The sequence below is a fragment of the Microbacterium sp. NPDC089190 genome (assembly GCF_040701795.1).
GTDB lineage: Bacteria > Actinomycetota > Actinomycetes > Actinomycetales > Microbacteriaceae > Microbacterium > Microbacterium galbum.
In genome coordinates this window covers 801,738-821,344 of record NZ_JBFBHF010000001.1, presented here as the reverse complement: position 1 = coordinate 821,344, position 19,607 = coordinate 801,738, and the positions used below count along the sequence as shown (strand labels likewise).

The 19,607-nt window shown below is 70.2% G+C and carries 24 protein-coding genes; 8 read left to right on the top strand and 16 right to left on the bottom strand.

Going from position 1 to position 19,607, the window contains the following annotated elements:
- Positions 1-302 precede the first annotated feature (302 nt).
- A complete protein-coding gene (locus AB0230_RS04050; protein WP_366374104.1) occupies positions 303-1,934 on the top strand; it encodes a polysaccharide biosynthesis tyrosine autokinase in 1,632 nt (543 codons plus the stop codon).
- 66 nt (positions 1,935-2,000) lie between these two features.
- On the opposite strand, the gene AB0230_RS04045 is transcribed toward AB0230_RS04050, so the two are convergent.
- A complete protein-coding gene (locus AB0230_RS04045) occupies positions 2,001-3,473 on the bottom strand; it encodes a sugar transferase (protein WP_366374102.1) in 1,473 nt (490 codons plus the stop codon).
- Between the two features lie 349 nt (positions 3,474-3,822).
- On the opposite strand from AB0230_RS04045, the gene AB0230_RS04040 reads away from it, so the two are divergent.
- Positions 3,823-4,098 (top strand): helix-turn-helix transcriptional regulator, encoded by a 276-nt coding sequence (locus AB0230_RS04040; protein ID WP_315993566.1) that lies wholly within the window; start codon positions 3,823-3,825, stop codon positions 4,096-4,098.
- A gap of 91 nt (positions 4,099-4,189) precedes the next feature.
- Positions 4,190-4,537: a hypothetical protein gene (locus AB0230_RS04035; protein ID WP_366374100.1), complete on the top strand. Its 348-nt coding sequence runs from the start codon at positions 4,190-4,192 to the stop codon at positions 4,535-4,537.
- Here the strand turns inward: AB0230_RS04035 and tatC are convergent.
- Positions 4,526-5,257, bottom strand: coding sequence for a twin-arginine translocase subunit TatC (gene tatC / locus AB0230_RS04030; protein ID WP_366374098.1), 732 nt, complete (start codon positions 5,255-5,257; stop codon positions 4,526-4,528). The genes AB0230_RS04035 and tatC overlap by 12 nt on opposite strands.
- 62 nt (positions 5,258-5,319) lie before the next feature.
- Entirely contained in the window at positions 5,320-5,559 is a 240-nt protein-coding gene (locus AB0230_RS04025; protein WP_315993563.1) for a twin-arginine translocase TatA/TatE family subunit, read from the bottom strand.
- Positions 5,560-5,779: 220 nt separating this feature from the next.
- On the opposite strand from AB0230_RS04025, the gene AB0230_RS04020 reads away from it, so the two are divergent.
- Together AB0230_RS04020 and AB0230_RS04015 are read left to right on the top strand one after the other, a co-directional pair.
- Positions 5,780-6,445 carry a hypothetical protein gene (locus AB0230_RS04020; protein ID WP_366374096.1) on the top strand — a complete coding sequence of 222 codons (666 nt, stop codon included), beginning with the start codon at positions 5,780-5,782 and terminating at the stop codon, positions 6,443-6,445.
- Position 6,446: 1 nt separating this feature from the next.
- A complete protein-coding gene (locus tag AB0230_RS04015) occupies positions 6,447-6,905 on the top strand; it encodes a twin-arginine translocase TatA/TatE family subunit (RefSeq protein ID WP_366374094.1) in 459 nt (152 codons plus the stop codon).
- Positions 6,906-7,000: 95 nt separating this feature from the next.
- On the opposite strand, the gene AB0230_RS04010 is transcribed toward AB0230_RS04015, so the two are convergent.
- From AB0230_RS04010 to AB0230_RS03975, 8 genes are all read right to left on the bottom strand, one after another.
- The gene (locus tag AB0230_RS04010) at positions 7,001-7,162 is read right to left on the bottom strand and encodes a hypothetical protein (protein WP_315993560.1); all 162 of its coding nucleotides are present in this window, start codon (positions 7,160-7,162) and stop codon (positions 7,001-7,003) included.
- Positions 7,163-7,254: 92 nt separating this feature from the next.
- Positions 7,255-9,261: an AarF/UbiB family protein gene (locus tag AB0230_RS04005; protein ID WP_363386939.1), complete on the bottom strand. Its 2,007-nt coding sequence runs from the start codon at positions 9,259-9,261 to the stop codon at positions 7,255-7,257.
- Positions 9,262-9,282: 21 nt separating this feature from the next.
- A complete protein-coding gene (locus tag AB0230_RS04000; RefSeq protein WP_363577995.1) occupies positions 9,283-9,459 on the bottom strand; it encodes a hypothetical protein in 177 nt (58 codons plus the stop codon).
- A 69-nt stretch (positions 9,460-9,528) separates the two neighbouring features.
- Positions 9,529-9,936 carry an MFS transporter permease gene (locus AB0230_RS03995; RefSeq protein ID WP_366374091.1) on the bottom strand — a complete coding sequence of 136 codons (408 nt, stop codon included), beginning with the start codon at positions 9,934-9,936 and terminating at the stop codon, positions 9,529-9,531.
- A gap of 35 nt (positions 9,937-9,971) precedes the next feature.
- Entirely contained in the window at positions 9,972-10,196 is a 225-nt protein-coding gene (locus AB0230_RS03990; RefSeq protein WP_315993556.1) for a hypothetical protein, read from the bottom strand.
- Positions 10,197-10,316: 120 nt separating this feature from the next.
- The gene (locus AB0230_RS03985; RefSeq protein ID WP_366374089.1) at positions 10,317-11,333 is read right to left on the bottom strand and encodes a YihY/virulence factor BrkB family protein; all 1,017 of its coding nucleotides are present in this window, start codon (positions 11,331-11,333) and stop codon (positions 10,317-10,319) included.
- Positions 11,334-11,476: 143 nt separating this feature from the next.
- Positions 11,477-12,802 (bottom strand): UDP-glucose/GDP-mannose dehydrogenase family protein, encoded by a 1,326-nt coding sequence (locus tag AB0230_RS03980; protein WP_315993555.1) that lies wholly within the window; start codon positions 12,800-12,802, stop codon positions 11,477-11,479.
- 76 nt (positions 12,803-12,878) lie between these two features.
- A complete protein-coding gene (locus tag AB0230_RS03975) occupies positions 12,879-14,357 on the bottom strand; it encodes a sugar transferase (protein ID WP_315994588.1) in 1,479 nt (492 codons plus the stop codon).
- 376 nt (positions 14,358-14,733) lie between these two features.
- Here AB0230_RS03975 and AB0230_RS03970 point away from each other — a divergent pair, with 376 nt between their 5' ends.
- The gene (locus AB0230_RS03970; protein ID WP_366374087.1) at positions 14,734-15,843 is read left to right on the top strand and encodes a PIG-L family deacetylase; all 1,110 of its coding nucleotides are present in this window, start codon (positions 14,734-14,736) and stop codon (positions 15,841-15,843) included.
- Here the strand turns inward: AB0230_RS03970 and AB0230_RS03965 are convergent, their stop codons facing one another.
- The 3 genes from AB0230_RS03965 to AB0230_RS03955 all read right to left on the bottom strand — a co-directional run bounded on the left by AB0230_RS03965 (position 15,844) and on the right by AB0230_RS03955 (position 16,951).
- Positions 15,844-16,065: a three-helix bundle dimerization domain-containing protein gene (locus AB0230_RS03965; protein WP_363386920.1), complete on the bottom strand. Its 222-nt coding sequence runs from the start codon at positions 16,063-16,065 to the stop codon at positions 15,844-15,846. It abuts the gene before it with no gap.
- Between the two features lie 9 nt (positions 16,066-16,074).
- Positions 16,075-16,599 (bottom strand): YbhB/YbcL family Raf kinase inhibitor-like protein, encoded by a 525-nt coding sequence (locus AB0230_RS03960; RefSeq protein WP_366374085.1) that lies wholly within the window; start codon positions 16,597-16,599, stop codon positions 16,075-16,077.
- Between the two features lie 70 nt (positions 16,600-16,669).
- Positions 16,670-16,951 (bottom strand): hypothetical protein, encoded by a 282-nt coding sequence (locus AB0230_RS03955; protein ID WP_315993551.1) that lies wholly within the window; start codon positions 16,949-16,951, stop codon positions 16,670-16,672.
- A 252-nt stretch (positions 16,952-17,203) separates the two neighbouring features.
- Here AB0230_RS03955 and AB0230_RS03950 point away from each other — a divergent pair, with 252 nt between their 5' ends.
- Positions 17,204-18,289: a PIG-L family deacetylase gene (locus AB0230_RS03950; RefSeq protein ID WP_363386912.1), complete on the top strand. Its 1,086-nt coding sequence runs from the start codon at positions 17,204-17,206 to the stop codon at positions 18,287-18,289.
- A gap of 132 nt (positions 18,290-18,421) precedes the next feature.
- Here AB0230_RS03950 and AB0230_RS03945 read toward each other — a convergent pair whose 3' ends face one another.
- Together AB0230_RS03945 and AB0230_RS03940 are read right to left on the bottom strand one after the other, a co-directional pair.
- On the bottom strand, positions 18,422-18,841 hold the full coding sequence (locus tag AB0230_RS03945) for an organic hydroperoxide resistance protein (protein ID WP_315993549.1): 420 nt from the start codon (positions 18,839-18,841) through the stop codon (positions 18,422-18,424).
- A gap of 37 nt (positions 18,842-18,878) precedes the next feature.
- Positions 18,879-19,358, bottom strand: a complete 480-nt coding sequence (locus AB0230_RS03940; RefSeq protein ID WP_315993548.1) for a MarR family winged helix-turn-helix transcriptional regulator — start codon at positions 19,356-19,358, stop codon at positions 18,879-18,881.
- 110 nt (positions 19,359-19,468) lie between these two features.
- Between AB0230_RS03940 and AB0230_RS03935 the strand changes: the two genes are divergently transcribed.
- The gene (locus AB0230_RS03935; protein ID WP_315993547.1) at positions 19,469-19,606 is read left to right on the top strand and encodes a hypothetical protein; all 138 of its coding nucleotides are present in this window, start codon (positions 19,469-19,471) and stop codon (positions 19,604-19,606) included.
- Position 19,607 lies beyond the last annotated feature (1 nt).

Below are 19,607 nucleotides of genomic sequence, written 5' to 3'. Positions count from 1 at the left end.
AGGAACCGAACGCCTCCGGTCGGACGCGTTCGTGCGCGCAGCGGGTCGCCGACCGCGCAGGAATGATCCTGGGGGTGAGGGGGAGGACGAGACGGATCGAGGGCGGCTCTTTCATCCTCCTCGTCATCCCCTCATCACCCCATCCGCGTCACCCCTTCCGACGGCAGCAGAGCGGCCCGATCGATTCCTCGCCCGGTCGCGGCGGGGGAGGGACTGGTCCCGCCGTCGCGTCGCGCATGCCTATGCTGCGGGCGGTCCGACGGGTCTGTCCGGCGGGCGCGGAAAGGCGGACACGAGTGGACATGCAGCGAGTGGTGCGCATCCTGCGCGCGTACTGGAAGGCGATCGTCGCCCTGACGATCGCAGGCGGCCTGGTGGGACTGGCGTGGAGCGCCGTGCAACCCCGGGTGTATACCGCGGACGCCAGCGGCTACGTCGCCGCCGTCGCCTCCGACGGATCGACGGGTGCCGCGCTCGCCGGCGATCAGCTGGCGCTGTCGAAAGTGAAATCGTTCATCGACATGGGGTATTGGCGCAGCGTCGCGGAGACGGCGAAATCCGAGCTCGGGTTGACCGACAGTCCGGAGGCGTTGGTGCAACGCGTTCGCGTCTCCAACCCCGTCGACACGGTGAACGTGCGCGTCGATGCCACCGGCCCGACGCCGGAGTCGGCCCGCGACCTCGCCGAGGCCTGGATCCGGGGGATGACGACGCAGGTCGACCAGCTGCAGACGGGGAAGGGCGGCGAGAGCGCCGTGCGGTTGATCGCGGGCGACTCCGCGCGGTTGCCGACCTCGCCCTCCTCTCCGAACGTGAAGCTCGACATCGGGATCGGCGCCCTCGTCGGGGCGCTCGCGGGAGTCGTGTTCGCCCTCGTGCGCCGGGCCTTCGACCGCCGCGTACGCACAGCCTCGGACATCACCGACACCATCGCGGCATCCGTGGTCGGCATCCTGCCCGTCGACAAGGAGCTGGCGTCGGGGCGCGCGGTCTTCTCCTTCGACGACATCCGCGACGGCCGAGGGTCGTTCGCGCACAAAGAGGCGATGCGCGAGCTGCGCACCAACCTGCAGTACGTCGACGTCGACAGGCCCGCGCGCGTGATGGTGATCACGAGCCCGCTCCCCGGTGACGGCAAGTCGACGACGGCGGCGAATCTGGCCGTGAGCATCGCCGCGACCGGGCAGGCCGTCATCCTCGTCGACGCCGACCTGCGTCGCCCGGTCCTGGGTGGGATGTTCGGCTTCTCCGACGACGTGGGGCTGTCCGACGTGCTCGCCGGGCGCGCCCAGATCGAGCAGGTCGCCCACCAGGTGGACGAGAACGGTCGACTCTTCGTCGTCGCTGCCGGGCGCACCCCGCCCAATCCGAGCGAAATGGTCGGATCGCAGCGGATGCAGGCGCTGGCGAGCAAGCTCGCCGAGGACCTCGTGGTCATCGTCGACTCCCCGCCCACGCTCGCGGTGGCCGACGCCGCCGTCATCGCGAGCTGGGCCGACGGTGCAGTCCTCGTGGTGACCGCGGGACGGACGACCGACGACATGCTCTCCCGGGCCGCCGAGAACATCGGCAAGACGCGAGGACATCTCCTCGGGGTCGTCTTGAACCGGGCTCCCCTCCGTGGCGTCGACTCGTCGTACTACGGGGGCCGGTACGGCGGGTACTACGGATACGGGGCGCCGCGCGGCGCGGTGAAGGCGTCCTGGTGGCGATTCGGTCGGAGAGGCCGGGTCGCGGAGGTCGTGGACGGAGACGAGACCACCGGCCCTCGTCGGCGGACATCGGAGTTGCCCCCGGAGAACGTCAGCGGGCTGCGAACCCTCTCGCAGCGCAGGACCTCCGTCTTGGTCGAGGGTGACTCGTCGAGTGAAAACGAGACCCCCGTGACTCCCGTCTCGTCCGCGACGGGGCGTCGACGCCGCCGGACGAACTGAGCACGCGCACCGAAGACGAGAAGAGGCGCCGGCCAGATGGTCGGCGCCTCTTCTCGTCGGTCGAGGTCAGTGAGCGGTGTCGCCTGGAACCAGGACCGCCTTGAACGTCCGCGCGAGGATGGTGAGGTCTCCCACCAGCGACCAGTTCTCGACGTAGAAGAGGTCGAGCCGGATCGCATCGTCCCAGGCGAGCGCGGACCGACCGCTGACCTGCCAGAGGCCGCTCATGCCGGGGCGCACCATGAGGCGGCGGTGGGCGTCGTCGTCGTAGAACTCCACCTCGGCGTCGCGCTGCGGGCGGGGGCCCACCAAGCTCATCTGGCCTGCGAGCACGTTCAGCAGCTGGGGCAACTCGTCGAGGGAGTATTTGCGGAGCCAGCGACCGATCGGCGTGATGCGGGGATCGTCGACCACCTTGAACAACGGGGTCCCCTCCCGCCCCTGCTCGGCCAGGAGGGCCTGCAGCGTGGCATCGGCGCCGTCGATCATCGACCGGAACTTCATCATGCCGAAGTGCGTCCCGCCCTGACCGACGCGCTCCTGACGGTAGAAGACCGGACCGGGGCCGGATGCACGGACGAGGAGCGCGAGCACGAGGAACACGGGCGACAGTGCGAGCAGGAGCGTCGCGGCGCCGACGATGTCGAAGGCGCGCTTGAGGAGGCGCTGTGTCGCCGAGAACTGCGGCGTCTCGATGTGCACGAGGGGGAGCCCGGCGACGGGGCGCGTGTGAAGGCGGGGTCCTGCGACGTCGGTGAGGTTGACGGCCACGATGAGATGCTGCTGGCGCGGGTCGAGGCTCCACCCGATCCGTCGGATGTCGCGCGCCTCGAGCTGGGCGCCCCCCGAGATCAGCACGCTGTCGGCCCGCAGGTCGGTCAGGAGCCGCCGCAGAGACGCCGCCTGCGCGTCGTCCCACGCGGCGGCTGCATCGCCCGCGAGCTCGTGGATGCCGACGACCTGCAGTCCGGCGGCGGGCTGTCGAGCGAGTTCCGCTGCGACGCGGGCGTTCTCGTCTGCGGCGCCCACCAGGATCACGCGGGCGTTCATCACGCCGTGACGGCGGCGGTTCCGCAGCCACAGGCGGCACAGGGCCCGCCCGGTCAGCAGGGCGGTCGTCCCGATGGGGAGGCTCAGGAGGAAGTACCCGCGGGAGACGTCGGCCCCTGCCAGGTAGGCGACGATCGCCAGTGCGCCGAACAACTGGAACGATGCCGCGAGCGTCACGCGGTACTCGGTCACCCCGTAGCCGATCACCCGGGGATGGCGCGTCCCCCAGACGGTCAGGGCCGCGAGCCACGCGACGGAGAGGACGAGCGAGAGAGTGGTGTAGTCCAGCGGAGAGGACGCGACGTCCACCGAGTGCGGGCCCAACCAGAAGAGCTGCGACCCGAAGACGGCGACCGCGACCACGATGGTGTCGATCGCGAGGACGAGTCGCGCGTACCGGCGTTGCCAGGGAATGCGTCGCTCGGCCGTCAGAGGGGTGACGTCATCTGAGGTGGGGGGTGAGTCGACAATTGAGACGGAAGGGTTCATCTGTGCTCCGCGGACCGCGCCCCGAGGTCGTGAGGAAACCGCCGCCCGGGTGTGGATACGACGGTGGGCGCGGGAAATGTCCCACCCGTGCGCGCGCGCGATGGTCGGCCGCAGAGGAGCAGTGCGCGGGTGAGGCGCGCAGCCACGTCTCCGGGTGCGGGCGGACGCGGTACGAGGAGGTGGGGTGCGACCGGTGGATCGCCCCGACCCGCACGCGGATCGCTCCCCTCATCACCCCAAGGGCCCTCCCGCTCACCATGTCCTCCTGGCGCTGACGGAGTTGCAATCCGCACCAGGGCAGCATGTTCACATGTTCATGTGAGAGTTGGTCGCCGATCAAGCTGGAAGCATGAGCGAAGCGCCCGACCCCTGGACCGAGTTCGCGCGAGAGCTCGGAGTGCGCCTTCTCCGCGCGCGGGCCGGGAAGCACCTGTCGCAGGAGCAGGTGGCGCACGCGGCCGGACTCGCGACCTTCACCTACCGGAAGCTCGAGAAGGGCGAGTCCAACCCGGGAACGGCGGCGAATCCCCGGCTGCGCACCCTGGTGCTGCTGTCGGAGGTCCTCGACGTTCCTCTCCGCGACCTCGTCCCGACGCCGCCGGAAGGCCTCGCGCCCGGGCGCTGACGGCAGTGTCGGAGGTTCGCGGCAGACTGGTGTCGTGCCCACCCCCGTTCGGTCCGCCCTCCCGGGCGGTCCTCTGAGAGAGGTGTGCGCCATGAACCGACAAGACGCTTTCGACTCCGACCCCCGTCCCTGTGCTTTCGACTGGTGCGCGACGGAGCACGGTCGTACCGTTCATCCCGACGACGAAGACCACCGCAGCGGCGGCGTCGCGGTCACTCTCCGCACGCGAGCCGCGACGGGTCGCGGTCTCGGTCACCTCGAGGAATGGGAGATCGGCCTCATCCGCCGATCCGCCGACGCCGAGACATGGCTCGTCGTCGAGGCGCCCCGCGGGGTGTCGATCGCCCTGTCCAGGGAGGCGACGAGGGCACTCGTAGACGCCGTCCGTGCCGACGGTCATCTCCGGGACTTCGTCGACGGACGTCCGTCAGGCGCCTGAGAGCACGCGGCGGGCCTTCCGTCGATCGTGGATCCACGTCCACACCGCGGCGCCGACGTAGAGCGCGCACAGGGGCAGAGCCACGAGCACCATGCTCATGACGTCCGAGGCGGGGGTCACCACGGCCGAGAAGACGATGATCGCCACCAAGGCGACCCGCCATCCTCGGATGATCGCCCGGGCGCTCAGCACCCCCGCGGCGTTCAGGGCCACAAGGGCCAGCGGCGAGACGAAGGAGATCCCGATGCCCACGACCAGCTTGAGAAGGAAGTCGAAGTACTGACCCGCGGTCAGCATGGTGGTCGACGCTGCCGGAGCGAATCCGGCGAGCACGTTCACGACCTGGGGGACGATCGTCCATCCGAAGACGACCCCTCCGAGGAAGAGGGGGACGGCGGCGCAGACGAAGCCGACGCCGATCCGCCGCTCGCGCGACGTGAGTCCGGGTACGAGGAACGCCCACACCTGCCAGATCCAGACCGGGGCGGCGAAGACGATGCCCAGCGTCAGGGCGATCTTGAAACGGAGGTCGAAGGCTTCGCCGAGTCGGGTGAAGTTCAGAGTGGCGACCGAGGGACCGTGCACGTGCGACAGCGGCTCGGCGGCCGCACCGATCACGATGTCCGAGAGGAGGAACCCGGCCACGCCCCCGATCAGGATGGCGCCGGCCGCGATCATGAGTCGGCGTCGGAGCTCCGAAAGATGGGAGAGGAGGGGCATCGCCCCTCCTCTCCCATCCGACCGGATCCGTTCGCTCCGACGGCGCTCGCGCGCGTCGCGGCTCACGCCGACGGCGATGTGCGTCCGCTGTCGGCGGCGCGATCGGCCACGGCAGGCGAAGCGGCTGTTGCGGCATCATCGGCGGCCTCGTCGGGCGCCGCGCTCTCCGATCGGAGAATGCGAACGGACTCGCCGACGCTCTTCGCCAGACCCGGCAGCTTCGACGCCCCGAACAGCAGCAGGACGACGGCGAGGATCAGGAGGAGATGCCAGCCGGAGAATGCGTTGCCGAAGATGCCCATGAGGTGACCTTTCGAGGAGGACCGTCCTTTCATGCTCGGGTCCACGGTCTTCCACTCCTCCTGAGGCGTTCGACATTCGCCCGGACCCCGGCATGACTTCACCAGCTTCACCGTCGCAGTCGAGAGGGAGGGACGGCGAGGCGGCATCCCGCAGCACGGCTTTACTGGGTTCACCCCCGCGCCGTCCTTCGCAGGGGGCGACCGTGCCACGAGGAGACAGGTGACCGTGAGTGCTGACCGCGTCGTGATCGTCTGCACGGCGAACGTGATCCGTTCGGCCTTCGTCGCAGCTCTGCTGTCTTCGCGGTCGCCCGAGGGGCACAAGGCGCACCTGACGTTCCAGAGCGCCGGAACGCTCGCCCGGCCGTCCACCCCGGCCGACGAGAAGGTCGTCACTCTCGGGCGCACGTACGGGCTGAGCCTGGAGGGGCATCGCGCACGGCGGCTGGACGAGGGATTCCTCCGCACGGGGGACACCGTTCTGTGTGCGGAGCGCGCGCACCGTCGCGTCGTCCTCGACCTGCGTCCCGATCTCATCTCGTCGGTGTTCACCATCCGCGAGTTCTCGCGTCTGGTGGAGACGGTCCCCGGTCGAGCTCCGAGCTGGGCGGCGCTGGTTCAGGCGGCGTCGCGCTCACGGCTCAGTCGTCCTCCGCGGGATCCCGAGGAGGACGACATGCTCGACCCCGTGGGGGGTGCCGACGCTGCGTGGCTCGCCTTCGAGCGGCAGGCGACGCAGGCGGTCTCGTCGATCCTCGCGGCCCTGACGGCCCTACCGACACCGTCCGACACAGGGCCATCCGTGGCGCGACCCCTCAGCCGGCGGGAGTATCGCCACGCGCGGGAGAACGCCCTGCGGGTCGCCGGATCGAGCGAACGGAGCTGACGTGTTCGACCTCGGAATAGACAAGATGATCGTCGTCGCCGTCCTGGTCGGTGTGATCATGGGACCCGAGCGGTTGCGCGAGCTCCGGCGGGCGCTTCCGCGCCACATCGGCCGCCTCCACGCGCTGTATCAGCAGGGTCGTGCGCAGGTCGTCGACGAGCTCGACGAGCTCGCACCGGACTGGCGGGAATACGACCCCCGGCCGTTGCATCCCCGTCGCATCCTCAAGGACATCGCGTCGGGGGCGACCGAGTCAGTGATATCGCCCGCAGAGTCGGGCGAGCATCCGGGTGGGGCCACGGGTGAAGCCCAGTGGGGATCCGGCGAAAGTGGGGATGCCGCTCGGTCAGCGCCCGCGAGCGAGACCGCGCAGAAGAAGGAGACGAGCGGGGAGGGGCGCCGAGTGGGCGACGATGCGCCCTCCGCGGATGACGATCGGCTCCCGCGCGCCCGCGCGTAGCCCATCCCTCGCGTGCAGGGTGGGGGAACGCCCGGCATCCGGCCGCACGGCTCCACGCTCAGGCGCGGGCGGGCGTCAGGGGGCCGGTTCCCCGCTCACGACGGCACCGTTTCCGACAGACGCGGCGTTGCGGACAGTGAGCCCTTCGCCCTCTCCGAATCCGCACGGGCGATGACCCGTCCGAGTCCGATCCCCGTGGCGAGAGCAGTGATCGCCCAGGTGGCTGCGGCGATGACGACGACGGCGAGAGCGATCATGGGACTTCTCCTTCGGAGCCCGTCCACCGGTCGGTGGTGCGCTCACCGTACTGCCGCGGCGCGGGCGGCATCGCGCACGACGCGCCGACGCCTCACCGCGGTCGGGTGAACGTCCTCCGCACGATGCGAAGGAGGCCCAGGAACCCGAACAGACCGATCACCGCGCCGAGGACGGCGAACAGGGTCACCGACCCGCCGAGCACCGGACCGCCTCCCGCGATGACGAGGACGACCGCGATCACGACGGCGGCGATCGACACGAGCGTCGACGCGACCTCGGCCGTCACTCGTCCGAGGATCCCGCTGACGTCGTTCCCGTCGTCGCTGCGGAGGGTGACGCCGATCGACCCCTTCTCGACACCCGACAGCAGGGCGTCGAGACGCTGCGGCATCCGTTCCAGGCGCGCCAGCGAGATGACGGCTTGCGCTTGCAGATCGGTGGCCATGCGCTTGAGCGAGAGGGTCCGACGCAGCAGCGTCGGCATGAGGGGGAGAGCACGACCGACCATGTCGAAGTCGTCGACCAGGACGCGCAGACACCCCTCGAGGGTGGCGAAGCTGCGGAAGGCCGAGGCGAGCTCGCCGGGGAGGGCGATGCGGTGCTGACGGATCACGTCGACCATGCGGGTGAAGATCGACCCCTGGCCGTCGGTGCGGAGGTGCTCGGTCGTGAGGACGACGCCGACGTCGTGACGGAACGCGTCCATGTCCAGGCCGTCCGGGGGATCGACGATCAGCAGGAGCGCGTCGGTGGCGGCGACGTCGTTCTCGCTCAATGCGGCGAGGAGGAAAGCGGTCATGTGCTGCCGGCGGCTGCGTTCGATGATCCCGACGGCGCCGAAGTCGATGAGCCCGAGAGTCCCGTCGTCTTTGAGGAGGACGTTGCCGGGGTGCAGGTCGGCGTGGAAGACGCCGTACACCAGGATCTGTTCGATGACCGTCGACATCAGCGTCTGAGCGAGACGATCACGATCCTCGGCGGAGAAGGACGCGAGGCGATCGACGCTGTCGCTCAGCGCCGCGCCGTCGACGAGGTCCATCGTGAGCACGCGTTGTCCCGAAGCCGCCTCGAAGACCCGGGGAGCCGTCACGACGCCGCGGCGGGAGGGCTCCGCGCGGTCGATGAGGTCGAGGGTGGAGAGGATCATCCGGGTGTTCCGGGCCTCGATCCGGTAGTCGAGTTCTTCCACCAGTGTGCTCGTGAACCCCCGCGCGACGGACTCGATCCGCAGATCGCGGCCGACGCGGGTGCGCATCTCGGCCCGGTGCGCGAGACGGCCGATGATGTCGGCATCCGCTTCGACCTGGGCGCGGGCGGCGGGGCGTTGCACCTTCACGACGACAGGGGTGCCGTCGCGCAGGACGGCGCGGTGGACCTGCGCCACTGAGGCCGCGGCGAGGGGCACCGGATCGACCTGCGCGTAGACCTCGTCGATGGCCGCGCCCAGGTCGGCCTCGATGACCCCGCGGACGGTGTCCCAGGCGAGCGTGGTGGCGTTCGTCTGGAGGGACGACAGGGCGGAGAGGTACGGCTCGGGGATGAGATCGCGGCGGGTGGAGAGGACCTGGCCCAGCTTGACGAAGCTCACTCCCGCGTCGTTGATGGTCGCGACGATGGCGTTCGCGCGCTCTTCCGAGGTGCTGAGCTGCTCCTCGACGCGCGAGCGACCGCCGTGGAACAGCCATCCCACGCCGTGCCGGGAGGCGATCGTCAGGATCTCGAGGTAGCGACGGGTGCGCTTGCGCTGACGCAAGGCGGCGCGCACGAGGTCGATGGGATTGGGGAGAGGGCGCGTCGGGAAGATCGCCTCGCTCGCGACGAGCGCGGCGACACCGAGGGCGAACACCCACGCGAGTGACAGGGCGATGAGCCCGATCCACAGCCAGACATCGTTCGCCGGAACGGGGGCGGCCGTGTCGGTGAGACCGGTCTGACGGAGCGTCCACTGGGCCGAGGGCACACCGAGGAAGAAGACGAGCAGGCCGACCACGATGCTGCGCGGCCATCCGACGGCGGTCCCGAGGATGCGCCGAGCGACGAAGCCGACCAGCACCGCCGAGACGACGGCGGAGATCGAGATCAGGATGGTGGCCCCCACGGGCTCAGCGTAGCCGCCCGGTCAGACGATCAGGGGGAGCGCGCACTCGCCGCATCGCCACCACGCGCGCTCGTCGCCCGAGGAGTGCGGCTCCATCGTGCTCGCGCAGGCCGGGCACTTCGGGGGGAAGCCGTCCAGGAGGTCGTCGTCGCCGTGGTGGTCACCGTCTCGCCGCACATCGGAAAGTGATGGGTTCATGGGTCCTCCTCGCGGCAGCATTCTTGCATGCGCATGCCGCGGTGTGGGGGCGTCATCCACAGGCGTGCGTCAGCCCTGCCCGCCGAACCGTTGCACGAGCTGTTCGACGACGCTGCCCAGGTCGCCCGCGCGCTCGACGGAGCCCACGATCACGGCGATGAGCGGGAACGCCGTCACGACGACGGCCACGACCACCGCCGTCGCGGAGAACGCCCACGCCGCGGGTGCCCGGCGGCGGGTCGCGGAGGCCGCGAGCAGCGCGATCGTCACGAGGAGCCCGACGAGCGTGACCAGCCAGACGCTCACCGCGGGAAACGGCACCAGTCCGGCGGTGCTCGCCGTCGCGCCCGCGAGGAACCCCACGAGGGGGAAGAAGCCGAGCAGCGCGATGACGGCGACGACTCCCGCGCCGGTCAGCGCGGCAGCGGTGCTGCGGCGCGAGCGGATCAGCGTCCGACTCGAGGCGGTGCGGCCCATGGTGGGGTGTTCCCTTCTCTCTCGGTGGCGTCGGGTCAGGAGCGCAGGTCGTGCAAGGTGCGGCGGGCGCGCTTGCGGGCGGCGTGGGCGGCCTTCTTCGCCGCCTTGTGCCGACGGCGGCGCGCCTTGGGGTCGTCCCACAGCCGCACGATCTGGTGCCCGACGGACTCCCGCTTCTTGACCTGCACGCGCGGGGTGCGGGTTCCCACGACATAGGCGACGAGCGCGACGGCGCCGATCAGGATGATCTTGTTGCGCATGGCATCCTCCTTCTGCATGGGGTCCGGCGGTGATCCCTTCCGGACCGTCACTACGCAGACGCGTCGCGGGGCGTATTCGTCACGCCCGAGGAGGAAAATGCGAGGTCGCTCGCGCGACGGTCAGTCGCGATCCTCGCCACGGGTCAGCCGGATGCGGCGTCCCTCGGCGACGTCCTTCTCCTTCTTCTCGCGAGCCTTCTCGATCTTCGCCGTGCCCCGTGGGGGCAGCTGCACCCGGCGCTCCGCCGGGATCCCGGCCTGCAGTTCACGTCCACGTTCGAGCTCGGCATCCAGCTCCGCACCGAAGAGGATGGCGATGTTGGCGATCCAGAGCCAGAGGAGGAACACGATCACGCCGGCGAGCGAGCCGTAGGTGCGGTCGTAGGAGGAGAAGTTGGTCACGTAGAGGCCGAAGCCGACCGTCGCCACCCCGAGGACCACGATCGCGACGATCGCACCCACGCTGATCCAGCGGAAGCGCGGCTGCTTCACGTTCGGTGCGCCGTAGTAGAGCACGGCGAGGATGACGACCACGACGGCCAGGAGGACCGGCCACTTGACGATGTTCCACGTCGTCACGACGGCGCCACCGAGCCCGAGAGCGGATCCGACGGCCTCGGCGACGGGCCCCGACACGGCCAGGAGCAGCACGGAGAACGCCACCAGCACCACCGTCACGACGGTCAGCAGGAGCTGGGCGGGAAGCAGGGCGAGGAAGGGGCGCCCCTCGTCGATCTCGTAGATGCGGTTCATCCCTCGGCTGAACGCGCGGACGTAGCCGGATGCCGACCAGATCGCCAGGACGAGACCGGAGACCAGCGCGAAGCCCGCCGCGGGCGAGGCGGCGAGGTCGCGGATGGGTTGGGACAGGAGGTCCGTGGTGCCGCCGGGTGCCACCTGGGCCAGGATGTCCAGAACCGTGTCGGCGGCGGCGTCGCTCTGCCCCACGACGCCGAGGAGGGAGAAGACCGCGATCAGCCCGGGAAAGAGGGCGAGGACGCCGTAATAGACGAGGCTGGCCGCGATGTCGGTGCACTGATCGGCGCCGAACTCGCGGACGCTCGTGCGCAGGACGTACTTCCAGGAACGGGGGTGCAGATCGGTGGGGGAGTCAGGCTTCGCGGTGGGCGATGACATGAGCGGGGGCCTTTCGCACGGAGGGGTCCCCCCGGTCTAGGTCGTGAACGCCCGCTGCGTCGCGACCGTTGACGTCGCTCCCCTCCTCGTGCGACGAACGCCCCGGCCAATGGCCGGGGCGTCCGTGAGTGCGGCATCTGCGGTCAGGGGCGACCCATGCCGAAGTACGTCCAGCCCGCGGCACGCCATGCGACGGGGTCGAGGCAGTTGCGTCCGTCCACGACGACGCGCCCCCGGGCCAGCGAAGCGGCGTGCTCGGGGGACAGCTCGCGACGGTACTCGTCCCATTCGGTCACGACGATCACGGCATCGGCGTCGCGGAGGGTCTCGTCGAGGTCGGCTTCGTACGTGAGCTGGGGGTGGATGCGCCGGGCGTTCTCGATCGCAGCCGGGTCGGTGAGCGTGACCCGCGCACCGAGGCCGTGCAGGCGCACGGCGACGTCGAGCGCGGGGGAGTCGCGGATGTCGTCGCTGTGGGGCTTGAAGGCAGCGCCGAGGACGGCGACCTTCTTCTCGAAGACGCTGCCGCCGAGGGCGTCGGTGGTCAGTTCGACGGCGCGGTCGCGGCGGCGGAGGTTGATCGCGTCGATCTCGCGGAGGAAGGCGACGGACTCGCCGCGGCCCAGCTCCTCGGCGCGGGCGGAGAAGGCGCGGATGTCCTTCGGGAGGCATCCGCCGCCGAAGCCGATGCCGGCGCCGAGGAAGCGGCGGCCGATGCGGGCGTCGTGACCGATGGCGTCGGCCAGGGTGGTGACGTCGGCTCCGGTGACCTCGGCGATCTCGGCGATGGCGTTGATGAAGCTGATCTTCGTCGCGAGGAACGCGTTCGCCGAGACCTTCACCAGCTCCGCGGTCGCGTAGTCGGTGACGATGAAGGGGGTGCCCTTCGCGATCGACGGGTGGTAGACCTCTCGCAGGACCTCGGCAGTGCGCTCGCCGTCGGCGGTGGGCTTGCCGTCTTCGGACGGGACGCCGGCGACGAGGCGGTCGGGGTCGACGGTGTCCTGGACGGCCCAGCCCTCGCGCAGGAACTCCGGGTTCCAGACGAGCACGGCGCCGCGCTCGGCCACGCGCGGGGCGAGGCGGGCCGCCGTCCCCACCGGCACGGTGGACTTGCCGGCGACGATGTCGCCCTCACTGAGGAAGGGGAGCAGCCCGTCGACGGCGGCATCCACGTACGTGAGGTCGGCGGCGTGGCCGCCGGCCTGCTGGGGCGTCCCGACGCCGACGAAGTGCACCTTCGCGCCCTGCGCGGCCGACATGTCGGTGGTGAACGACAGGCGGCCCGACGCGATGCCCTCGGTGAGGATCTCCTGCAGACCGGGCTCGAAGAACGGCGCCTCTCCCTTCGACAGCGACGCGATCTTGCGCTCGTCGACGTCGATGCCGACCACCTCGTGCCCGATCGACGCCATCGCGGCCGCGTGCACGGCTCCCAGGTACCCGCAACCCACCACAGACAAACGCACGATCAGAGCCTTTCAGATTCACATCGACGCGACACGGACACGCCGGGTCGCGGACCCGCGAGGGAGCGCAGGATTCTCACGCGGCCGTCTCGCCCGGCGCCAAGGCGGCGCGGGCGGTCTTGCCGAGGATGACGAAGTCGCCGAGGAGCGTCCAGTTCTCGACGTACGAGAGGTCGAGGCGGACCGATTCCTCCCACGAGAGCGAGGAGCGCCCGCTGACCTGCCAGAGGCCGGTGATCCCGGGCTTGGCGAGGAAGCGGCGGTGCACGTGATCGGCGTAGACGGCCACCTCGGAGGGCAGCGGCGGGCGGGGGCCGACGAGCGACATCGACCCTCCGATCACGTTGAACAACTGGGGCAGCTCGTCGAGGCTGAACTTCCGCATGATGCGCCCGATGGGGGTCACACGCGGGTCGTTCTTCATCTTGAACAGCACTTCGTTGCCCGAGTCGCGCTCCTGCGCGGCGAGTTGTTCGAGCAGGTCTTCGGCGTTGACGACCATCGAGCGGAACTTGATCATCGTGAATTCACGTCCGCGGAACCCGATGCGGGTCTGGCGGAAGAACACGGGACCGTCGCTGGAGAGACGGACGGCGATGATGAGGAAGATGAGCAGAGGGCTCAGCAGGACGACGCCGACGGACGCTGCCAGGAGATCGACGCTGCGCTTGAGGAAGCTCTGCCCGCGGGAGAACTTCGGCGTCTCCACGTGGATGAGGGGGAGTCCCGCCACGGGGCGCGTGTGCAGTCGGGGGCCGGCGATGTCGATGATGCTCGGAGCCAGGACGAGGTGCTGACGGCCGGCCTCGAGGCTCCACGAGATCTGCTTGACCTTGTCGGCGGGCAGGTCGTCGGCGCTCGTGATCGCGACCGTGTCCGCGCCCGTCACCTGCAGGGCGCGGGTGACGTCTCCGACGTGCCCCATGACGGGGATCGCCGTGCCGGGGATGACGTCCGCGATCTTGCCGTTGGGGACGCATGCGCCCACGACGCGATAGCCCGCGCTCGGCGAGCGACCGAACTCGCGCGCCAACTGCGTGACGGAGGGCAGCGACCCGACGAGCAGCACGTTCGCGGAGTAGAGACCGCGTGAGCGCTGCGCCACCAGCCACTGTCGCCACATCCAACGCGTGAAGATCAGGACCAGGATGCCGAGGGGCAGGCTGATGAGCAGGTAGCCGCGAGCGACGTCGATCTGCGTCAGGAACGCGATGATCGCGACCGTCCCGAACAGGCGGAAGCTGGCGTCGGCGATGCGGACGTACTCCTGAGATCCCGTGCCGATGACCCGGTCGCTGCGGGAGTCGACGAACGACAGCGCCCACATCCAGGTGACGATGAGGATCGCCGAGAAGAGCCAGTACGACAGATCGCTGATCCGGCTGTCGCGACCGGCGGCGACCTGGGCGTTCCCGAGCCCGAACCAGAGCAGCTGCGTGCCGTAGACGACCCAGACCAGGGAGAACAGGTCGGTGAGCGCGAGGTTGAGTCGGTAGCGCCGTCGCCACGGATCGCGGCGGTACATCGGAGTCGGCGCCGCGGCCTCCCGCGGCACCCGCGCGTCGAGCGGTTCCGCGTCGGGAGAGACAGCGCTCACCTGCAGGTCGGACGTCACGATGTGCAGCTCCTCCCCCCACCGGCGAGCTTGTCGGCTTACCCCGTGAACGATAACAGGCGAAAGTCACCCGGCGAGTCACCCTGCCTTAGTTGTCATGAGTCTGAAACACCCCAGTACTCACCCCATAACTCGCCTGTCGTGTGAGGTTGGTTCGCCAGATCACGCGGTTCACGTCAGCGCAGGACGGGGCACGGGTGGCCCTGTGAGAGACGCGTCCCCTACACTCGGGCAGCGGATCGGCCGACACCGGCCGCCTGCGAGATCACCCCCGCGACGCGGGATGGATGCCACACCCGCCGTCCGGAGGAACACGATGACCCGCGTCCCCCCGCCCCTCACCGGCGCGCGACGCGAGGGGTCGGCGGGCCTCATCGCCGCGATCGCGATTGCCGCCGTGCTCTTCGTCGCCGTGGCGGCGATCTTCGCCTTCGCACTTCTGCGGCCCGCCGGGGATCCGGTTGCGATCGACACCACCGCCTCGCCGACCGCGGCGTCGTTTTCTCCGTCGGCGTCAGCGCCCGAGTCCCCGGCCCCGGCTCCCGTGCCGACCCCGACACCGACACCGACCCCGACGCCGGATCCGCCCACGTCTCCGGCCGCACAGGTCTGCGACGGGGCGCCCACGCTCCTCACCGTCTGGGCCCATCCCGACGACGACATCATCTTCGCCAACCCCACGATCTCCGACGCCATCGCCGCGGGTCAGTGCGTCCGGACGGTCTTCCTCACGGCGGGCGACGCCGGCAAGGGCATGGAGTACGTCCAGGCCCGGGAGCTCGGCATCCTGCGCGCCTACAACGCCATGCGCGGGCAGGAGGGGCTCTGGCACGCCGACGACATCACCCTCGACACCGGCCTGCACATCCGCCGTCTCAGCCCGGACGGCGATCCCCGCATCTCGGTCGCCTACGTACGGCTGCCGGACGGCAACATCACGGACGGCGGCTTCGCGGCGACGGGCTTCGCCACCCTGAGCAAGCTGATCGACGGCTCGATCGGCTCGCTGGCCCCGGTGGACGGGGGCCCGGCGATCACCCGCGACCAACTCGTCGCATCGCTGCGCGAGCTCGGCGACGCCGTGCGGCCGAGTGCGACGCTCACGCACATTCCGCGCGGGAGCGCCTTCGCCCCCGGCGACCACCCGGATCACTCGGTGGTCGGCACCCTCGTCCGTGAAGCGCTCTCGTCGGACGTGGCGGTGGCGCCCGGCATCCGGTACTTCGTCGGCTACCCGTCCGAGAACCTGCCGCGCAACCTCGACGGCGCCGTGCTGGACCGCAAGGTGGACACCTACCGGATCTACACGCAGCAGGACAAGGTGATCCGCTGCGCCGACCGGGCCAACTGCCTCAAGACCCGCAAGTTCGGTGAGTGGTTGCAGCGCTCGTATCCGAAGACCGAGGCGGAACTGCAGCTCGGCTGATCACGCCTCGGAACCGAGGGCGTCCTCGACGGCCGCGCGGGCGTCGCGCTCCGCGATGATGTCGACGAAATCCTTCACGGGGGCGTCGGCGTACTTGTCGACGGCGGCCACCGCCTCGTCGTGCACGACCTCCGGCGAGGCGTCGGGGAAGCGCACCTTCACACGCTCCTCGACGTCCGCGATCGTCTCGTCCTTGTCGAAGCCCTCACTGCGTTTCGTCATCGCCCGGCCTCAGTGCTGGTAGGTGCCGTGCAGGATGGCCCGGCCGAGCGTCTTGAAGGCAAGGTTGAACGACACGACGGCGGGGCTCGCGTCCGCGTCGACGCCGAGCGTCTCCTCGCCGACGGCGTGGACGACGAAGAAGTACCGGTGGGGCTGATCGCCCTGCGGGGGAGCGGCGCCCATGAACCCGCTCTCGCCGCCGTCGTTGCGCACGTGGAAGGCCGCGCCGGGCAGGTCCTCCGCAGCGGCCCCCGTGGCGAGCTCGTGCACGTCGGCCGGGATGTCGACGAGCACCCAGTGCCAGAAGCCGCTCGGCGTGGGCGCATCGGGATCGAAGCAGGTGACGACGAACGACTTGGTGCCCTCCGGGGTGCCCGACCATCGCAGGTGGGGGGAGGTGTTGCCCTTCTCGGCGACCTGGTCGTCCTTCAGCGGCTGACCGTCGCCGATGTCGTCGCTGGCCACGTCGAACGACGCGGCGGCGGGAAGGAGCGGGTACGGATCGGGCGTCTGAGGGCGGGAGAGATCGACCATGAACCGCACGATAGGACCCGGTCCTGACCGGTCGGCAGGGCTTGCGCCCTGGATCGCCGAGGGTTAGCGGTCAGCGGGATAGGGCGAGGAGCGAGCGGGCCGCGTCGTGGCATCCGTCGGGGGAGGGGAGCCCGTAGTCGACCTCGACGACCTCCCGCAGATCGTCTGCCAGCTCGTCGACGCTCGGGGCGACCTCGAGGGCTTTCAGGATCGGCAGGATGAGGTCGTCGTACTCGTCGTCGGGCCATCCCCGGCCGATGAGATGGACTCCGATCGGGTCCCAGTCGTTGAGGACGGCGCGGATGCGGAGGGCGACGGGCGACAGAGACCGCGGCGGTGAGGACGTCTGCATGGGGCGAGTCTCGTGAGCGTTCTTAGGCGCGGGCTGAGCATCGGCCATGTGTGGGGTGGACCGCTCCGCCGGGCGGTGTCACCCGCGGGATGATCGATGCGGTGACCGGTCCGCTCTGCCCGCGACGTCGCGCCGCCGCGGGGTTTCGTGTGCGGTGAGCGGCGTGCATCGCGATACCGTCGAGGTACGCCCGAGGGCGAGGGGGAACCCGAAAATCCGTCGCCGGGGGGCGCAACACAGGACGGAGTCGCCGTGAGTGACATCGACGAGCCTTCGGGCGGCGACGACGCCGTCGGCCGCGACGCGCGGAACGGGTCGGGCGCGGCCCGCCGGCCGTCGATCTCGCGCCGCTCGCTCGTCTTCGGCGGCCTCGCCGTCGGGGGCCTCGCCGCGATCGGCGGGGGCGCGCTGGTCTACCGGGAGATGCGACGCTCCGACGGTCCCGACGGCACGTGGGTGAAGCTGAGCCCGATCGTGCCCCAGCCCCGTGACGCGCCCCGTGACGCGTCGCCCGCCTTCGAGGAGCCGGGCGCCGACACCACGGTGGCGGTGTGGGCGCATGCCGATGACGACATCATCTTCGCCAATCCGCACCTCGGCGACGTCATCGCCTCGGGAGCGACCCTGCGGACGATCTTCATCACCGCGGGCGACGCCGGACGCGGCCTCGCGTATGCGCAGCAACGAGAGGCCGGCATCCGCGCGGCTTACGACCGGATGCGCGGCAGTGAGGCCCCGTGGCGGACGAGCGAGATCACCCTCCTGAGCGGGGCCCGCGTCACGCGGTTCGTTCCCAGCGACGAGTCGCGTCTGTCGATCACCGTGCTGCGACTGCCGGACGGCAATCTGAGCGCCAAGGGCTTCCCCGCCACCGGCGGCGCCGGGCTGACGCAGCTCATCAACGGCATCGTGCCGGCCCTGGCGCCCATCGACGACGGCCCCACTCTGGACGCCGTTCGTCTCTCGGACACGGTCGCCGAGCTCATCCACGCGGGGCGGCCCGACCACATCACGACGAACATCCCGCACGAGAGCGCCTTCGCCCGCGGCGATCATCCCGACCACTCGTGCGTCGGCTCGCTCGTGCGGGCCGTGGCGCCGTCCGCGGGGGTGTCGGCCGACGCGGTGACGTACTACATCGGGTATCCGTCGAAGCGTCAGCCGGTGAACGTGATCGGTGCTCCGCTGGATGCGAAGGTCGGGGTCTACCAGGTGTATGCGGCCGAGGACCCGGTCGTCACGTGCGCCGATGAATCGGCCTGTCTCGCCCAGCCGGGATTCGGCCAGTGGCTGCGCCGTTCCTACCCCAAGACCGAGGCCGAGCTGCAGCTGTCCTGACAATCGAGGGTGGCGTCGGCGGATACGACGACGCCGCCCGCACGGAACGGGCGGCGTCGCACGCTGCCGGAAGCAGACCCAGGACGGGACGCGATACGTGGGGCTCAGCGCCCCGCCCCGGGAGTCGAGAGGTCAGTCCTCGGAGACCGTGACGGTCACCTCGATGTTGCCGCGCGTGGCGTTCGAGTAGGGGCACACCTGGTGCGCCTGGTCGGCGAGCTCCTGGGCGAGGTCGTGCTCGATGCCGGGAAGGACCACCTCGAGCAGCACCGCGAGCTGGTAGCCGCCCTGGCCGTTCGGCCCGATGTGAACACGGCCGCCGACCGACGAGTCCTCCAGCGCGATCTTGCGACCGCGTGCGACGGCGTGGAGGGCGCTGTGGAAGCAGGCCGCGTAACCCGCGGCGAAGAGCTGCTCGGGGTTGGTGCCCGCGCCCGATCCGCCCATCTCTTTCGGCGGCGCGACCTCGAGGTCGATGTAGGGACCGGCCGTCACGTGGCCGGTGCGGCCGTGGCCCGTCGAGACGGCTTCTGCGGTGTAGAGAACGTCCATGGGTGTTCCTTTCTGGGGACGAGGGGGAGCGGCGGCATCATGCCGGGTGGCGAGGGGCGCCCACCGCCGACAGAACGGTGTCGGGGTGGTCGCGCAGGTCTTTCATGGCCTCGGTCAACTGGTGCAGAGCATCGATGAGCTCACGTGCGGTGTCGGCGTCGGACAGACCCGCTCCTGCCGCGATGCAACGGGGGACATGAGCCAGCTCCTCGCGAAGCGCGGCACCGCGCGTGGTCAAGGACACCGACACCACGCGCTCGTCGTCGGAGCGACGGCTCCGCTCGATGTAGCCCGCCGCTTCCATCCGGGCGAGCATCGGCGAGAGGGTGCCCGAGTCGAGCTGCAACGCCTCCCCGAGGCTTTTGACGGTCTGGTCGCCGTCGGCCCACAGGGTGACGAGGGCGATGTACTGCGGGTAGGTGAGGTTCCACGGCTCGAGGAGCACGCGGTAGGCCTGCGTCGTCGTGCGGTTGGCGGCGTAGAGCGCGAAGCACACGAGGGCGTCGACGGCGGGCATGAGAGAACTGTTGCACACAATTGAGTTGTGCACAACTCAATCGGCGGAGGTCGGCTCCGGCATCCTGTCAAGCCCTGCCATCGCCCCCGCTCCCGGGCGACGATGGGCGCATGATCCGCCGCAGCGACGCGAGCTTCACGGTGCCGTCGGGCTTCCTGCCCGACGGCGACCGCGATCTGCTCGCCATCAACGGGCATCACTTCGAGCTGGGGGACTCCGTCGCCCCGCTCGGAGGCGACCTCGCCTGAG

Excerpts from the sequence above, each read along its gene's own strand:
- AB0230_RS04050 (WP_366374104.1), top strand. The coding sequence starts at position 303 with ATGCAGCGAGTGGTGCGCATCCTGCGCGCGTACTGGAAGGCGATCGTC.
- AB0230_RS03990 (WP_315993556.1), bottom strand. The coding sequence starts at position 10,196 with ATGCGCAACAAGATCATCCTGATCGGCGCCGTCGCGCTCGTCGCCTAT.
- AB0230_RS03945 (WP_315993549.1), bottom strand. The coding sequence starts at position 18,841 with ATGGACGTTCTCTACACCGCAGAAGCCGTCTCGACGGGCCACGGCCGC.
- AB0230_RS03960 (WP_366374085.1), bottom strand. The coding sequence starts at position 16,599 with ATGGTCGATCTCTCCCGCCCTCAGACGCCCGATCCGTACCCGCTCCTT.
- AB0230_RS04025 (WP_315993563.1), bottom strand. The coding sequence starts at position 5,559 with ATGGGCATCTTCGGCAACGCATTCTCCGGCTGGCATCTCCTCCTGATC.
- AB0230_RS03955 (WP_315993551.1), bottom strand. The coding sequence starts at position 16,951 with ATGCAGACGTCCTCACCGCCGCGGTCTCTGTCGCCCGTCGCCCTCCGC.
- tatC (WP_366374098.1), bottom strand. The coding sequence starts at position 5,257 with ATGCCCCTCCTCTCCCATCTTTCGGAGCTCCGACGCCGACTCATGATC.
- AB0230_RS03970 (WP_366374087.1), top strand. The coding sequence starts at position 14,734 with ATGACCCGCGTCCCCCCGCCCCTCACCGGCGCGCGACGCGAGGGGTCG.
- AB0230_RS04010 (WP_315993560.1), bottom strand. The coding sequence starts at position 7,162 with ATGATCGCTCTCGCCGTCGTCGTCATCGCCGCAGCCACCTGGGCGATC.
- AB0230_RS03965 (WP_363386920.1), bottom strand. The coding sequence starts at position 16,065 with ATGACGAAACGCAGTGAGGGCTTCGACAAGGACGAGACGATCGCGGAC.
- AB0230_RS04045 (WP_366374102.1), bottom strand. The coding sequence starts at position 3,473 with ATGAACCCTTCCGTCTCAATTGTCGACTCACCCCCCACCTCAGATGAC.
- AB0230_RS03985 (WP_366374089.1), bottom strand. The coding sequence starts at position 11,333 with ATGTCATCGCCCACCGCGAAGCCTGACTCCCCCACCGATCTGCACCCC.
- AB0230_RS03940 (WP_315993548.1), bottom strand. The coding sequence starts at position 19,358 with ATGCCCGCCGTCGACGCCCTCGTGTGCTTCGCGCTCTACGCCGCCAAC.
- AB0230_RS04040 (WP_315993566.1), top strand. The coding sequence starts at position 3,823 with ATGAGCGAAGCGCCCGACCCCTGGACCGAGTTCGCGCGAGAGCTCGGA.
- AB0230_RS04000 (WP_363577995.1), bottom strand. The coding sequence starts at position 9,459 with ATGAACCCATCACTTTCCGATGTGCGGCGAGACGGTGACCACCACGGC.
- AB0230_RS03935 (WP_315993547.1), top strand. The coding sequence starts at position 19,469 with ATGATCCGCCGCAGCGACGCGAGCTTCACGGTGCCGTCGGGCTTCCTG.
- AB0230_RS03995 (WP_366374091.1), bottom strand. The coding sequence starts at position 9,936 with ATGGGCCGCACCGCCTCGAGTCGGACGCTGATCCGCTCGCGCCGCAGC.
- AB0230_RS04035 (WP_366374100.1), top strand. The coding sequence starts at position 4,190 with ATGAACCGACAAGACGCTTTCGACTCCGACCCCCGTCCCTGTGCTTTC.